15 protein-coding genes are annotated in these 13908 nt (G+C 72.1%); 8 read left to right on the top strand and 7 right to left on the bottom strand.

What is annotated here, in order from left to right; all coding sequences use genetic code 11:
• The first annotated feature begins 85 nt into the window (after positions 1–85).
• Positions 86–1204, top strand: coding sequence for a phosphoserine transaminase (gene serC, locus ACZ6B8_RS37105; protein ID WP_471087866.1), 1119 nt, complete (start codon positions 86–88; stop codon positions 1202–1204).
• Between the two features lie 105 nt (positions 1205–1309).
• Here the strand turns inward: serC and ACZ6B8_RS37100 are convergent, their stop codons facing one another.
• Both ACZ6B8_RS37100 and ACZ6B8_RS37095 read right to left on the bottom strand, forming a co-directional pair.
• On the bottom strand, positions 1310–2140 hold the full coding sequence (locus ACZ6B8_RS37100) for an ABC transporter permease (RefSeq protein ID WP_471610086.1): 831 nt from the start codon (positions 2138–2140) through the stop codon (positions 1310–1312).
• Positions 2137–3138, bottom strand: a complete 1002-nt coding sequence (locus tag ACZ6B8_RS37095) for an ATP-binding cassette domain-containing protein (RefSeq protein WP_471610085.1) — start codon at positions 3136–3138, stop codon at positions 2137–2139. The genes ACZ6B8_RS37100 and ACZ6B8_RS37095 overlap by 4 nt, the downstream gene beginning before the upstream one ends.
• A 126-nt stretch (positions 3139–3264) precedes the next feature.
• On the opposite strand from ACZ6B8_RS37095, the gene ACZ6B8_RS37090 reads away from it, so the two are divergent.
• Positions 3265–4023, top strand: a complete 759-nt coding sequence (locus tag ACZ6B8_RS37090; RefSeq protein ID WP_471087875.1) for a TetR/AcrR family transcriptional regulator — start codon at positions 3265–3267, stop codon at positions 4021–4023.
• A 47-nt stretch (positions 4024–4070) separates the two neighbouring features.
• Here the strand turns inward: ACZ6B8_RS37090 and ACZ6B8_RS37085 are convergent, their stop codons facing one another.
• Positions 4071–5090 (bottom strand): TolB-like translocation protein, encoded by a 1020-nt coding sequence (locus ACZ6B8_RS37085; protein WP_471087878.1) that lies wholly within the window; start codon positions 5088–5090, stop codon positions 4071–4073.
• Between the two features lie 85 nt (positions 5091–5175).
• On the opposite strand from ACZ6B8_RS37085, the gene ACZ6B8_RS37080 reads away from it, so the two are divergent.
• Both ACZ6B8_RS37080 and ACZ6B8_RS37075 read left to right on the top strand, forming a co-directional pair.
• Positions 5176–5892 carry an SGNH/GDSL hydrolase family protein gene (locus ACZ6B8_RS37080; RefSeq protein ID WP_471610084.1) on the top strand — a complete coding sequence of 239 codons (717 nt, stop codon included), beginning with the start codon at positions 5176–5178 and terminating at the stop codon, positions 5890–5892.
• 69 nt (positions 5893–5961) lie between these two features.
• Positions 5962–8067 (top strand): tetratricopeptide repeat protein, encoded by a 2106-nt coding sequence (locus tag ACZ6B8_RS37075; RefSeq protein ID WP_471610083.1) that lies wholly within the window; start codon positions 5962–5964, stop codon positions 8065–8067.
• A gap of 15 nt (positions 8068–8082) precedes the next feature.
• Here the strand turns inward: ACZ6B8_RS37075 and ACZ6B8_RS37070 are convergent, their stop codons facing one another.
• Both ACZ6B8_RS37070 and ACZ6B8_RS37065 read right to left on the bottom strand, forming a co-directional pair.
• Positions 8083–8223, bottom strand: a complete 141-nt coding sequence (locus ACZ6B8_RS37070; protein ID WP_471087888.1) for a hypothetical protein — start codon at positions 8221–8223, stop codon at positions 8083–8085.
• Positions 8224–8264: 41 nt separating this feature from the next.
• Positions 8265–8801 (bottom strand): carboxymuconolactone decarboxylase family protein, encoded by a 537-nt coding sequence (locus ACZ6B8_RS37065; protein WP_471610082.1) that lies wholly within the window; start codon positions 8799–8801, stop codon positions 8265–8267.
• Between the two features lie 15 nt (positions 8802–8816).
• Here ACZ6B8_RS37065 and ACZ6B8_RS37060 point away from each other — a divergent pair, with 15 nt between their 5' ends.
• The 3 genes from ACZ6B8_RS37060 to ACZ6B8_RS37050 all read left to right on the top strand — a co-directional run bounded on the left by ACZ6B8_RS37060 (position 8817) and on the right by ACZ6B8_RS37050 (position 11095).
• On the top strand, positions 8817–9368 hold the full coding sequence (locus ACZ6B8_RS37060) for a MarR family winged helix-turn-helix transcriptional regulator (protein WP_471610081.1): 552 nt from the start codon (positions 8817–8819) through the stop codon (positions 9366–9368).
• 81 nt (positions 9369–9449) lie between these two features.
• The gene (locus tag ACZ6B8_RS37055) at positions 9450–10040 is read left to right on the top strand and encodes a Uma2 family endonuclease (RefSeq protein ID WP_471610080.1); all 591 of its coding nucleotides are present in this window, start codon (positions 9450–9452) and stop codon (positions 10038–10040) included.
• 65 nt (positions 10041–10105) lie between these two features.
• Positions 10106–11095, top strand: coding sequence for an aldo/keto reductase (locus ACZ6B8_RS37050; protein WP_471087900.1), 990 nt, complete (start codon positions 10106–10108; stop codon positions 11093–11095).
• A gap of 180 nt (positions 11096–11275) precedes the next feature.
• Here the strand turns inward: ACZ6B8_RS37050 and thpR are convergent, their stop codons facing one another.
• Positions 11276–11884: an RNA 2',3'-cyclic phosphodiesterase gene (thpR, locus tag ACZ6B8_RS37045; RefSeq protein WP_471610079.1), complete on the bottom strand. Its 609-nt coding sequence runs from the start codon at positions 11882–11884 to the stop codon at positions 11276–11278.
• A 24-nt stretch (positions 11885–11908) separates the two neighbouring features.
• On the opposite strand from thpR, the gene ACZ6B8_RS37040 reads away from it, so the two are divergent.
• The gene (locus ACZ6B8_RS37040; protein ID WP_471610078.1) at positions 11909–12451 is read left to right on the top strand and encodes a GNAT family N-acetyltransferase; all 543 of its coding nucleotides are present in this window, start codon (positions 11909–11911) and stop codon (positions 12449–12451) included.
• Positions 12452–12517: 66 nt separating this feature from the next.
• Here the strand turns inward: ACZ6B8_RS37040 and ACZ6B8_RS37035 are convergent, their stop codons facing one another.
• Positions 12518–13864, bottom strand: coding sequence for an MFS transporter (locus ACZ6B8_RS37035; RefSeq protein WP_471610077.1), 1347 nt, complete (start codon positions 13862–13864; stop codon positions 12518–12520).
• Positions 13865–13908: the final 44 nt, after the last annotated feature.

The following is a 13908-nucleotide window of genomic DNA, read 5'->3' as shown; positions in this document are numbered from 1 at the left end:
CCGCGACGTCCACCCCGGACCGGGGCACGGTCTCAGTCGACGGACACCACCAGAACCCCGTGCCCCGAGCCGTTAGGCTCCCCCCGTGGCTGAGATCCAGATTCCCGCTGACATGAAGCCCGCCGACGGCCGTTTCGGCGCGGGCCCCTCCAAGGTGCGTACGGAGGCGCTGGACGCCCTGGCCGCCACCGGTACCTCCCTCCTCGGCACCTCCCACCGCCAGGCCCCGGTCAAGAACCTGGTCGGGCGCGTGCGCGAGGGCATCGCCGGCCTCTTCTCCCTCCCCGAGGGGTACGAGGTGATCCTCGGCAACGGCGGCTCCACCGCGTTCTGGGACGTGGCGACGCACGGCCTGATCGAGAACAAGTCGCAGCACCTCAACTTCGGCGAGTTCTCCTCCAAGTTCGCGAAGGCGTCCAAGCTCGCCCCGTGGCTGGCCGAGCCGACCGTGATCACGAGCGACCCGGGCACGCACCCCGACCCGGAGGCGGAGGCGGGCGTCGACGTCTACGCCTTCACCCACAACGAGACTTCGACCGGCGTCGCCGCGCCGGTCAAGCGGGTCGAGGGCGCCGACGCCGGCTCCCTCGTCCTCGTCGACGCCACGTCCGGCGCCGGCGGCCTGCCCGTCGACATCGCCGAGACCGACGTCTACTACTTCGCCCCGCAGAAGTCGTTCGCCTCGGACGGCGGCCTGTGGCTCGCCGCGTTCTCCCCGGCGGCGATCGAGCGCGCCGAGCGGATCCACGCGTCCGGCCGGCACGTCCCGGAGTTCTTCAGTCTCCCCACGGCGATCGACAACTCCCGCAAGAACCAGACGTACAACACCCCGGCCCTCGCCACGCTCTTCCTGCTCGCCGAGCAGCTGGACTGGATGAACTCCCAGGGCGGCCTGGACTTCACGACGGGCCGCACGGCCGCGTCCGCGCGCACGCTGTACGGCTGGGCCGAGGAGTCCAAGTACGCGACGCCGTTCGTCACGGACCCCGCCAAGCGCTCGCAGGTGATCGGCACGATCGACTTCGCGGACGAGATCGACGCGGGTGCGGTCGCCAAGGCGCTGCGCGCCAACGGCATCGTGGACACGGAGCCGTACCGCAAGCTGGGCCGCAACCAGCTGCGCGTCGCGATGTTCCCGGCGATCGACCCGGCGGACGTCGAGGCGCTCACGAAGTGCATCGACTACGTGATCGAGAAGCTCTGACGACGGTCGGTTTCAGCTGCGGGTGCGCTGTGGCTGGTCGCGCGGTTCCCCGCGCCCCCAAGGGCGCCCCGCAAGGGGCGCCCCGCACCGGGGCGCCCCCGAACCTCACCGGCTCAGCCGCCTGAACCTCCGCACCGCCAGCGGCAGGAACACCAGCGAGATCGCCACCGGCCACACCACCGCCATCAGGACCGCGTGCTGCTCGACCCAGCTGTCGCCGCCCGCTCCGGGGTTGCCGAAGAGCTCGCGGGTGGCCGTGCCCGTCGAGGAGACGGGGTTCCACGCGGCGACGGGTGCCAGCCAGTCCGGCATCAGGGACGGCGCCACGAACACGCTGGAGATCATCGTGAGCGGGAAGGCCACCGCGTAGAGGCCGCCGGCCGCCTCGGGGGTCGGCACGACCAGGCCGAGGTGGACGCCGACCCAGATCAGGCTGAACCGCAGGAACAGCAGCAGCCCGAAGGCGAGCACGGTGTCGGCCACGCCCGCGCTGGAGCGCCAGCCGATGGCGAGCGCGGTCAGCGCGAGGATGGTCAGCTCGGCGCAGGCCACGACGAGGTCGGCGAGGCCGCGCCCGGTCGCCACGGCCGACGGCACCATCGGCATCGAGCGGAAACGGTCGATGACGCCCTTCGTGGAGTCCGTGACGATGCCCATCGCCGTGTTCATGAACCCGAAGGCCATCGTCATCACGAACATGCCCGGCATCAGGAACTGCCGGTAGTCGCCGTCCTCGCCGCCGCCGGGCACCTTCATCGCCTCGCCGAACACGAACCCGTACAGCAGCACGCTGATGATGGGGAAGCCCAGCTGCCAGGCGATGTTGACGGGCTGGCGGCGGAAGTGGGTGAGGTAGCGGCGGGTGACGTTCCAGCAGTCGGCGAGGGCCCAGAAGAGGCGCCCGCGCGAGGCGTCGGCGGTGAGGGCGGCGCTCATGCGGCGGCCTCCGTCCCGCGGCTCTCGCCGGTCAGCCGCAGGAACACGTCGTCGAGGCTGGGCCTGCGCAGCCCGATGTCCTCGACCGCGACGCCCTCGTCCCGCAGGGTGCGCGCCACCTCGGTGAGGGCGCCGACCCGGTCGGTCACGGCGGCCTGCACCCGGCGCTCCAGGTCGAAGGTGACCGGTTCGCCGTCGCAGACGCGGGCCACGGCCTTGGCGGCCGCGGGCAGGTCGGCCGCCTCACGCACCACGACGTCGAGGTGGCTGCCGCCCACCGTGTTCTTCAGGCCGTCGGGGGTGTCGTCGGCGATGGCCCGGCCGCGGTCGATGACGGTGACGCGGGAGGCGAGCCGGTCCGCCTCCTCCAGGTACTGGGTGGTGAGCAGCACCGTCGTGCCGTCCGCGACCAACTCCCGTACGGCGTCCCAGACTTCGAGGCGGCTGCGCGGGTCGAGTCCGGTGGTCGGCTCGTCCAGGAAGAGCACGGCGGGGGCGAGGATCATCGAGGCGGCGAGGTCGAGCCTGCGCCGCATGCCGCCGCTGTACTGCCCGGCGCCCTGCTCGGCCGCGTCCTCCAGGTGGAACTGGGCCAGGAGTTCCTGCGCGCGCCGGGCGGCCCGCCGGCCGCCGAGGTGGAAGAGGCGGCCGAACATCTCCAGGTTCTGCCGTCCGGTGAGCACCTCGTCGACCGCCGCGTACTGCCCGGTGAGGCCGATGCGGCCGCGGACCAGCGCGGGCTCGCGCACCACGTCGGCGCCGGCCACCTCCGCGCGGCCGCCGTCGAGGCGGAGCAGGGTGGCGAGGATCCGTACGGCAGTGGTCTTGCCCGCGCCGTTCGGACCGAGGAGGCCGTGCACCGTGCCCTGTTCGACGTGCAGGTCGAAGCCGTTCAGGGCGTACTTCTCGCGACGCTCGCCACGGCGCTCCCGCCGACCCCGCTCCCCGTAGCGCTTCTCGAGCCCCTCGGCCCGTACCGCGAAGCCGTTCCCGTCCATCGCCGTCCCCTTCCCGCGCCCCTCACGCACCCCATTGGGTACGCCGTACTCAGTTGAGAGTACACCGTACCCAGTTGTGCGGGTACGGCGTACCCAGTTTTTGTCCCGGCGATTAGGGTGAGTGCCATGACGAGCACCAACGGCGAGGACCGGCGCACCGGCAGCGACATCTCCCGCAGCCTGGAGCTGCTCTGGGGCGAGGGCGAGCGCCCGGCCCGGGGCCCCAAGCCGGGACTCACCCTGGACCGCATCGTCACCGAGGCGGTCCGGCTCGCGGACGCCGAAGGGCTCGCAGCGCTCTCCATGCGCCGCCTGGCCACCGAGCTCGGTACCGGCACGATGTCCCTCTACCGATATGTGCCGGGCAAGGGCGAACTGGTCGACCTGATGCTCGACCACGTGTACACGCCGCTCCCGGACGACGGCTCATGGACCGGCGGCTGGCGCGAGGGCATCGAGGAGTTCGCCCGCGAGACCCTCGTCCTCTACCGGCGCCACCCCTGGCTGCTGCACGTCAACCCGGCCCGCCCGGTGCTCGGCCCCGGCTCCGTCGGCGGCCTCGACCGCACCCTGTCCCGGATCACGTCGATGGGCCTGACCGACCCCGAGCTGATCGGCGTGATCGTCATGACCGAGGGATACGTCACCGGGGTCGCCCGCACCCAGGTGCACCAGGCCGAGTCGGCGAGGACCGGCCTGACGGACGAGGCGTTCTGGCAGGCCCAGCTGCCCGCCCTGGAGAAGGCCATGGGCAGCGGCCGCTACCCGACCCTGGCCGGGCTCACCGGCGACGCGTTCGGCTCGGACTTCGACCACTTCGAGTTCGGCCTGCAGCGGCTCCTGGACGGCCTGGACGTACTGGTGTCCCGGCGCGCCGGGACATAGTAGGGGCGCGCCCGCACATAGTCGGTGGCCGGCCCCCGCCGCTCACCTCACCTGCCGCCCCGCCGCCCCCGCCGCCCCAGCCGCTTCAGCCCGAACACGGCGAGCAGCACGGCACCGACGACGACGGCCCCCGTCCTGAGACTCCCGCCGAAGAAGGGGTCGTCGCCCTCACGGGCCGTACCGCCGTTGTCCGACGAGGAGTCGGCGCCGCCGCTGCCGCCCCCGCCGGGCGCCTCCACCGGTTCCACCGCGCTCTGCCGGCCCTCGGTGCCGTACATCAGGGTCGTGCCGTCGGTCGTGTACGTGACGGACTCGCCCTGGCGCTGCAGCGGCACGCTCAGCCTGCCCTTGCGCCGCGGCTTCTCGCCGTCGCCCTGCCACGCGTACCAGACGCCCCCGAAGTAGCCGCGCACGGCGAGCTGTTCGCCGTTCGGCGAGAAGGCGCCGTCGGTCACCCACAGGTCGATCTCGGCGACCCGCCGGAAGACGTTGGTGCCGGACGCGGACATCCGCTCCGGGCCCTCGTAGAGGCCGCCGCCCTCCTCGTTCTTGCTGACGATGTAGATGCGGCCGGTCTTCGGGTGCACCATCATCGCCTCCGCGTCGCGGGCGCCGTCGGCGTACTTCACGACGTACTGCGTGGCGCGGACCGCCTGGTCCTTCAGCACCTTGGGCTCGGGCAGCTTGTAGATCCAGACGTTCTTCCAGGTGCCGTTGAGGTTGTCGCCGATGTCGCCGACGTAGATGTTTCCGTCGCTGCCGACGGAGATCGCCTCGACGTCGCGCGGCGCGCCGACCCCGGTCATCGTGATCGTGGCGACGGTCTCGCCGGTTTTGGAGTCGACCGCGTACAGGAACGCGCCCTTGTCCTGGTCGTTGTGCGTCCAGTAGACGCCCGGGTGGGCGCGGGAGGCGGCCAGGCCGCTGGACTCGACGATCCGCGGATCCTTGATGGTGAACCCGTCGTGGCCGTCGGCCGCGGCGGGCGCGGCGGGCGCGCCCACGGCGAAGGCGAGGGCCAGCACGGCAGCGGCGAGAACAGACGGAACAGCCCGAAGCGAACGCATGCGCCCAAGAGTGCCATCCGTCCCCGCGGGCGGCGTGCGCAGCCTCACATCGCAGCCGGTACCTCCCATCCGCGATGATGAGCGGATGCTCAGGTTCATGTTCGTCGGCGACTCGATGACGATCGGAAGCGCCGGGGAACACACCTGGCGCTACCGGATGTGGCGACACCTGTGCGACGCCCTCGGCCCCGGGGACGTCGCCATAGCCGGCCCGCGCACCGCGCTCTACGACAAGGCGGCGGGCGAGCCCGTCTCGCACGACTACGCGGGCGCCGCCGCGCACCCCGACTTCCCCCGCCGTCACCTGGCGGGCTGGGGCGAGGGCTGGCTGCACATGGCCCCGCGGATCGCGGACGCGCTGCGCCGCGACCCGGCCGACGTGCTCCTCATCTCCCTGGGCCTGATCGACCTCGGCTTCTACACGAACGCGGACCAGACGGCGGCCAACGTGCGCGCCTTCGTGACGGAGGCGCGTTCGGCGAACCCCCACGTCCGGATGGTCCTGCTCCCCGTCATACCGAACATCCGCGCGGAGTCGGACGCGCCGTTCGCCGCCGAGGTCGCCCGCTTCAACGAACTCCTGGCGAAGACGGTGGCGGACCTGGACACCCCCCGCTCCCCGCTCCTCCTCGCCTCGCACCCGCGGTCGTACGACATCCACGCGGACACGTACGACGGGACGCACCCGAACGCGAGCGGCGAACACAAACTGGCCGCCGCCTTCGCGGAGTCCCTCTCCCAGGCCTGGGGCGTTGGCGGGCCCTACGCCCCCGCGAACGCCCGCGGTGCCTCCGCGGCCTAGCGCCGGCCCCCCTGCCTGCCCGGCGCATCCCCGGGCCTCGGACCGGTGAACGGGCTAGCGTGGTGCGTCATGGGGGAGAACCGAGTCCACGGCGGCCGCCAGGGCAACCTCGTCCAGGCCCGCTCGATCCAGCAGCTGACGATCGCACCGCCGGACGAGAGCCACCCACCACACGACCTCCTCGACCCCGACCGCTGGCCCCTCGTCGCCGACTGGGACGCGCTGGCCGCGGGCGCGCATCGGGCGCGGCCCGGCAAGGACGGGAGCAGGCTGCCGCCGTACGTGACGCGTGACGTGGACGGGGAGTTGAGGGACCGGGTACGGGAAGCCGCGGTGTCCGGCGGACTCGTACTGGTCGTCGGGGACTCCACGGCCGGAAAGACGCGGGCCGCCTTCGAAGCGGTGCGGAAGCTGCTGCCGGAGCACCGGGTGCTCGTTCCGCCGGCCGGCGGGAGCCTCTCCGCCTCGGCCGGAGCGGTCGAGCGGTCCGGCGTGCGCTGCGTGGTGTGGCTGGACGACTTGGAACGCCACCTGGGCCCCGACGGGCTCCGTCCCCAGGTCTTGGCCGACTTCGTCCGGTCGGGAGTGCCCGTCGTGGCGACGATGCGGACGGAACCGTACGAGACACTCACCGCCTCCCCCGACGATCTGAACGGTCACGATCACGGAGTCGCCTCCCGCGTGTTGCGGCTCGCCGAGGTCGTCGATCTCGACCGGCTGTGGAGCGCCGCGGAGTTGGCCCGGGCCGGGGCCTGCGACGACCCTCGCATCACGGATGCCCTGCGGCACCGTGCCGCCTACGGCATCGCCGAGTACCTGGCCGCCGGCCCCGTGCTGCTCCGGGAGTGGCGGCACGCGTGGTCCGCGCGTGGGCATCCGCGGGGCGCCGCGCTGGTGGCGGCGGCCGTCGATCTCGCACGGGCGGGATTGCGCGGCCCCTATCCCCGGGCTCTCCTTGCGGAGGTGCACGAAACGCATCTGTCCGGTGCCGGCGGAACGCTGCTGCGTCCCGAGCCGCTGGAGGACGCGTTCGCCTGGGCCGCGCGCGTACGTCACGGCGTGACGAGCCTGCTCGTTCCCGCGCCCGAGGACCACTGGACGGCGTTCGACTACCTCGTCGACGCCGCGGAAGCCGCCGTCCCGGACCGGGTCTGGGACACCGCGCTCGCCCACGCCCCGGAGAACGAGGACCGGTTCCTCATCGGGCTGAACGCCTACAGACGCGAGGCGTTCGAGGCAGCCGAGCTCGCGTGGCGCCCGCTCGTCGACCTCGACGACGGCAACAGCGCCGCGTACAACCTCGGTTGCCTCCTGGTGAGGACCGGCCGACGCGAGGAGGCGGAAGCGGTGTACCGGCGCGATCACGCCCGAGGCCACACCGAGTCCACGAACAACCTCGCGTGCCTCCTGGAGGAGAGAGGCGACCTCGACGCGGCCGAGGAGCTGTACCGGCACGCGCACCTCCACGGCGCGGATCCTCACGCCGCCTTCAACCTCGCCTGCCTCCTGGCCGGGCAGGGCCGCACCGGGGAGGTGGAACGGCTCCACCGGCACGCTCACGACCGGGGCCTCATCGAGGCCACCTACAACCTCGCCCTGCTCCTCATCGCAGAGGGCAGGACCCACGAAGCACTGCCGCTCCTGCGCCACGCCCATGCGAGGGGACACGCACTGTCCACCTACAGCCTCGCCGTAACCCTGGACGGGGGGCGGCGCGACGCCGACCGCCACGCGGAAGTGGAGCCGCTGTATCGCCGGGCCCACGCCTCCGGAGTACGCGAGGCGACGTTCAACCTCGCCAATCTGCTTGCCGAGGACGGACGGACGGAGGAAGCCGTGCCCCTCTTCCGGAAGGCCCACGTACAAGGCCTGCCGGAGGCCTCGAACAACCTTGCCTTCCTGCTGGAGGACGCGGGCCGCCCCGACGAGGCGGAGCGGCTCTACCGTCACGCCCATCACCAGGGCTTTCCCCCGGCGACGGAGAACCTCTTCCTTCTCCTCGCCGAGTCCGGCCGCGACGACGAAGCGACATCCCTCTACGACGGGGCGCTGAGCAGCGGCCGAGCCGACGTGATGCGCGGTTTCACCGATCTTCTCGACAGATACGGGCACGCGCGCACGCGCTCGCCCAGGGCATTGGCCTTGCTGAGCCGCTTGTCGGGGCGCCGCTCCTGAGGCGCGAACGCCCGCTCACCCCGCCGCGCGCCGCACCGCCTCGCGCAGCAACTCCGCGTCCACGAACGGGTCCTTGGCCGTCGGGTAGGACTGCCAGCCCAGCCGGCACGTACAGCCGTCCAGCGCGGGTACGCCGACGTACCACCTCCCTGGCACACGCCGCCGCAGGTGACCGCCGCCCGTGACCGTCCCGCTCCTCACGCCGCCCGCGTGAGCCGGTTCGCCAGCGTCGACATCGTGTACGTACCGATGCCGAGGACGACTTCGAGGGCGTTCCGTTCGCTGTAGCCGTGGGCGAGGAACGCCGCGAGCCGCTCCTCCGCGACGGCGCCCGCGGCGGCAAGCACCTCCAGCGTGAACACCCGTACCGCCTCCAGCCGTTCGTCGTCGAGCGCGCGCCGCTCGCGCAGGGCCGCCACCCACTCCGGCCGCGCGCCCAGCGCCCGCAGCTTCCCGGCGTGCAGGGCCACACAGACGTGGCACTCGTTGCGGACGGCGACCGTCATGATGACGACCTCCCGGGCGAGGGGGTCCAGCGTCGACCGTTCGAAGGTCGCGCTCAACTCCAGGAACCCGTTCAGGAGTTCCGGCGACTCCGCGAGGCGCGCCACCGCCTCCGGCACCTTCCCGAAGGCGACTGCCGTCTTCCGCATGGCCTCCCGCGAGGCGCCCGGCGCGGTTTCCAGTGTGTGCTCGGTGAACATCACGTACCCCCAGTGAGCCCGCGGGGTCATGCGAGGGCCCGTAAAATGGACAACATGGTTGACGACAAGAAGGTAAACCAGGTTGTCGGTTACGGCAAGGGAGAAAGGGGGGACGCGGGAGACATGGCGGCCGACCCGGGCCGGGGATACGAACTGCCCCTGCTCCTCTTCGCGGGGTTCCGCACCCTCATCGACCGCCTGCACGCCGAACTCGCCCGCCAGGGCCACCCGGACATCCACCCCGCCCACGGATTCGCGATGCAGGCCATCGGCGTCGAGGGCGCCACCGCCAGCGAGGTCGGGCGGCGCCTCGGCGTCTCCAAGCAGGCGGCCGGCAAAACGGTCGACCGGCTCATCGCCCTCGGCTACGCGGCCCGCACCGACGACCCCGCCGACGCCCGCCGCAAGCTCGTCCGCCTCACCCCGCACGGCATCGACGCACTGCGCCGCTCGGCGGCCGTCTTCGACGAGCTGCGCGCGGAGTGGGCGGGGGCGATGGGCCCGCGCCGCCTCCGTGACCTGGAGGCCGGCCTGCGCGGGGTCGTCCCCGCGGACGCGTTCCGGCTCGACGCGGCGGGCTGGCTGGGCGGCCCGTGACCGGACGTGACCCCGGCTCCGTGCGTATCGTTGTACCGCGCGGCCGTACTCGACCGGGGGCGGCCGGGGAGGAGCGCCACGATGACCGTCGTAGAGACCGACAGGATCGAGATGGCCGACAACGACGTCGAATGGGACTTGGACCGGTGGTTCGAGCTCATCGAGCGGATGGTCCCCGAAGGAATCAAGGCAGAGGTCGTCGAGGGGGCTGTCTCCATGGTGCCGCAGCGGAACGTGCACTGGCAGATCATCCGGAGGGTGCTTTACGCGGTGGACGACAGGTTCGGCCGGGACACCCTGCTGATGACGGATGTACGCATTGATTTCCCCGGCGACCAGAACGGCTTCTGCCCCGACCTCGCGAAGCTGAAGGACGGCGCTGAGCCGAACCGGGAAGGCCGCTGGCAGTACCGAGACGTCGAGTTCGTCGCCGAAGTCATCTCCCGGGGCACCGGCCTGAACGACTACGGCCCGAAGAAGGCCGCGTACGCCGCAGCCGGGGTTCCCGTGTACCTCGTCGCCGACCCCTACCAGGCCCGCTGCCACGTCTACACCGACCCCAAGGACGGCGAGTACCGCACGGAGTCGAAGTCCGACTTCGGCGAGGAGATCGACCTGACCGGCACCGTTCTCGACCTCGTCCTCAAGACCGACGGCTTCCCCCACGACTGACCCGCCCGTCCGCACCACCGCTCCCCCTTGCCTAGAGCCCACTCCACCCCCTTGGCTGGGGCCCCATGAAGTACACGCAGCTGGGACGCACAGGGCTCAAGGTCAGCCGGCTCACGCTCGGCACCATGAACTTCGGGCCTTTCACCAACGAACCCGACAGCCACTCGCTCATGGACACCGCGCTCGACGCGGGCGTCAACTACTTCGACACCGCCAACGTCTACGGCCAGGGCGCCGGCAAGGGCCGTACCGAGGAGATCATCGGCACCTGGTTCACGCAGGGCGGCGAGCGGCGCGACAAGGTCGTGCTCGCCACCAAGGTGTACGGGAAGATGGCTCCCCAGGAGGAGCCCGCCTGGCCCAACCACGAGCGGCTCTCCGCGCTCAACATCCGCCGCGCCGTCGAGGCCTCGCTGAAGCGGCTGCAGACCGACTACATCGACATCTACCAGTTCCACCACATCGACCGGCACACCCCGTTCGAGGAGATCTGGCAGGCCGTCGACGTCCTGGTCCAGCAGGGCAAGATCCTCTACGCCGGATCCTCCAACTTCCCCGGCTACAAGATCGCCCAGGCCAACGAGACGGCCGCGCGGCGCGGCGGCTACGGCCTCGTCAGCGAGCAGTGCCTCTACAACCTCGCCGCGCGCGACGCCGAGATGGAGGTCATCCCCGCCGCCCAGGAGTACGGCCTCGGCGTCATCCCCTGGTCGCCGCTGCACGGCGGGCTGCTCGGCGGCGCGCTGAAGAAGCAGGAGGGCGCCCGGCGCAGCGGCGGACGCGCCGCCGCCGAGCTCGCCAAGCCGGAGGTCCGCGCGCAGGTCCAGGCGTACGAGGACCTGCTGGACAAGCACGGCCTGGAGCCCGGCGAGGTCGCGCTGGCCTGGCTGCTGACGCGGCCCGGCGTCACCGCGCCGATCGTCGGCCCGCGCACCGCCGGACAGCTCGACTCCGCGCTGCGCGCCGTCGAGCTGGAACTCTCCGCGGAGCTGCTCGAAGCGCTGGACGAGATCTTCCCGGGCCCCGGCCCGTCGCCGGAGTCGTTCGCCTGGTGATTCCCGGCGGGAGACAGCACCCGGCGGGCTCGTACGGGAGATGAGCGGGGCGGCCCGCGTCGGCCGGGGGCCTACCGGTCCTAACCGCCGACCGCGGCCGCCACCGCCACCACGACGAACATCAGCACGAGCACACCGGCCATGATCCGGTTTCTGGTTTTCGGGTCCACACCGTCGAGGTTAACCGGCGCCGCCCGGCGCCCCCGCGCCACCCCGTGCCCCCGCGCCGCCTCCCAGTACCCAGCGCCCGACCGCCTCGTACCGCGGCCGCTCCCCCGGCACCCCGCCGCGCGGCAGATCGCTGCGGACCAGCGTCAGCTCACCCACGGTCCACGCGGTGCCCTCGAAGGAGGCCAGCGCGTCCACGTACGGCCCGAGATCCCTCTCGCCGCGGCCCCGGGCGAGCGTCAGGTGCGGGCGGTAGTGCCGGTGCTCCTCCATCGCGATGCCCGCCTTGCGCGCCGCCGCGTCCGCCCGCCGGGCGAGCAGCCGCAGCGCCTCCACGTCGCCCGTGGCGCCCGCCCACAGCGCCCGCTCCCCGAAGTGCCCGCTGCCGCGCAGGGCGAGGGAGAAGGGCGGTGTGCGGTGCGCGGCCCGCTCCAGGCGGGCGGCGAGGTCCGGCACGGTCGCCTCGTCGACGTCCGCCATGAAGGCGAGCGTGAAGTGCCAGCTGTCGCGGGCCGTCCAGCGCAGCTCGCCGGCGCCCGGCAGCTGCTTCAACGCGTGGGCCGCGGCGGCCAGTTCGGAGGTGGCGGAGTCGGGAGGGAGGACCGCGGCGAAGAGTCTCATGGAGGGTGACGCTAGCCTCCGCGCATGAATGACATGAACATCGACATGGCACCGGTGCGGATCAGGAGGGGCGGCCCCGACGACATCCCCGCCGTCACCGCCCTCTTCGACGGGGCGGTGGAGTGGCTCGTCGCGCAGGGCCGCACGGGCCAGTGGGGCACCAAGCCCTGGTCCGCCAATCCCAAGGCCGTCGCGATGATCGAGAAGTACCTGACGACGGGCGAGCCCTGGATCGCCGAGATCGACGGCGAGGTGGTGGGCACGGTGACGCTCACGGACGGGCCCGGCGGCGACATCATCCCGCGGGCCGACGAACCCGAGCGCTACGTCCACCTGCTGGCCGCCGACCACCGCCGCCACGCCGGCCGCGGCGTGGGCCGCGCGCTGCTCGCGCACGCGGCCGAGGAGACCCGCAGACAGGGCATGTCCCTGCTCCGGGTCGACTGCTACGCGGGCGACGACGGCAAGCTCATCGCGTACTACGAGAGCAACGGCTTCGAACGGACCGTCCCCTTCGCGGGCCCGGACGGCACCTGGCCGGGCCAGGTGCTGGCCCGTCGCGTCTGAGGCGCCTCACCCGCGGCGGGCGGCACGGTCCAGCCGTTCCGGCCCGCCGCAGCCGGCCCGCGGGCGTCAGGCCGCCGTCGCCAGCTCCCGTTCCCTCGGCACGAACTGCACGTGCCGCCGGCCCCGGCGCAGGTCCACCTTCAGGCGGAGGTCCGCCGCGCGGGCCAGCATCAGGCCGACGCCGGCCGCGGCCAGGGCGCAGATCAGGCCGCCCAGGGCCATGCTCACGCGGACGCCGTACGCGTCGGCCAGCCAGCCGAAGAGCGGGCCGCCCAGCGGGGTGCCGCCGGTGAAGACCATCATGAACAGCGACATGACGCGGCCCCGCATCTCGGGGTCCGTGGCCATCTGCACCGAGGAGTTGGCGGTGACGTTCACCGTCAGGCCGAGGATGCCCATCGGCACGATCAGCGCGACGAACATCCAGTACTCCGGCGCGACCGCGGCCACGATCTGCAGCACGCCGAAGGCGACGGCCGCTCCCACCAGGAACCGCAGCCGGGAGCTGCCGCGCCGGGCCGCGAGCAGCGCGCCGACCAGCGAGCCGACCGCCATCAGGGTGTTGAACAGCCCGTACATCCCCACGCCGCCGTGGAAGATGTCGTCCGCGAAGGCGCTCAGCCAGATCGGGAAGTTGAAGCCGAAGGTGCCGATGAAGCCGACGAGGACGATCGGCCAGATCAGCTCGGGGTTCTTCGAGACGTAGTTCAGGCCCTCCCGCAGCTGCCCCTTGCCGCGCGGCCTGCGCGGCGTGCGGTGCAGCTCGGCCGTGCGCATCAGCAGCAGACCGGTGAGCGGCGCGAGGAAGGACAGGCCGTTGGCGAGGAACGCCCAGCCGGGCCCGACCGCCGCGGTCAGCGCGCTCGCCACCGCGGGACCGATGAGACGCGCGGACTGGAAGTTGGCGGAGTTCAGCGAAACGGCGTTGCGGACCTGGTCGGGGCCGACCATCTCGGACACGAAGGACTGCCGCGTCGGGTTGTCGACGACGGTCACGAGACCGGTGAAGAACGCCGCGAAGTAGACGTGCCAGACCTGGACGTTGCCGCTGAGCGTGAGGGCGGCGAGGAAGAGCCCGCTGAGGCTCATCGCGCCCTGGGTGACGAAGAGCAGGTTCCGCTTGGCGAAGCGGTCCGCGATCACACCGCCGTACAGACCGAACAGCAGCATCGGCAGGAACTGCATGGCCGTGGTGATGCCGACGGCCGCGGAGGATCCGGTCAGGCTCAGGACCAGCCAGTCCTGGGTGATCCGGGCCATCCAGGTGCCGGTGTTGGAGATGACCGCCCCGGACGCGAAGAGCCGGTAGTTGCGGATCTTCAGCGAGCTGAACATCGAGGCTTTACGGGGGCGGGCGGACTGGTCGAGGGCGGTTGGTGCGGGGGCGGAGTCTGCTCCGGATCCCGTACTCAAAGTAGGTTCGCCTCCTTGGGCGTCGGTACGGCTCCCGCGGTCCG

The sequence above is a fragment of the Streptomyces sp. NPDC041122 genome (assembly GCF_055592445.1).
This window is presented reverse-complemented; position numbering and strand designations above follow the sequence as displayed.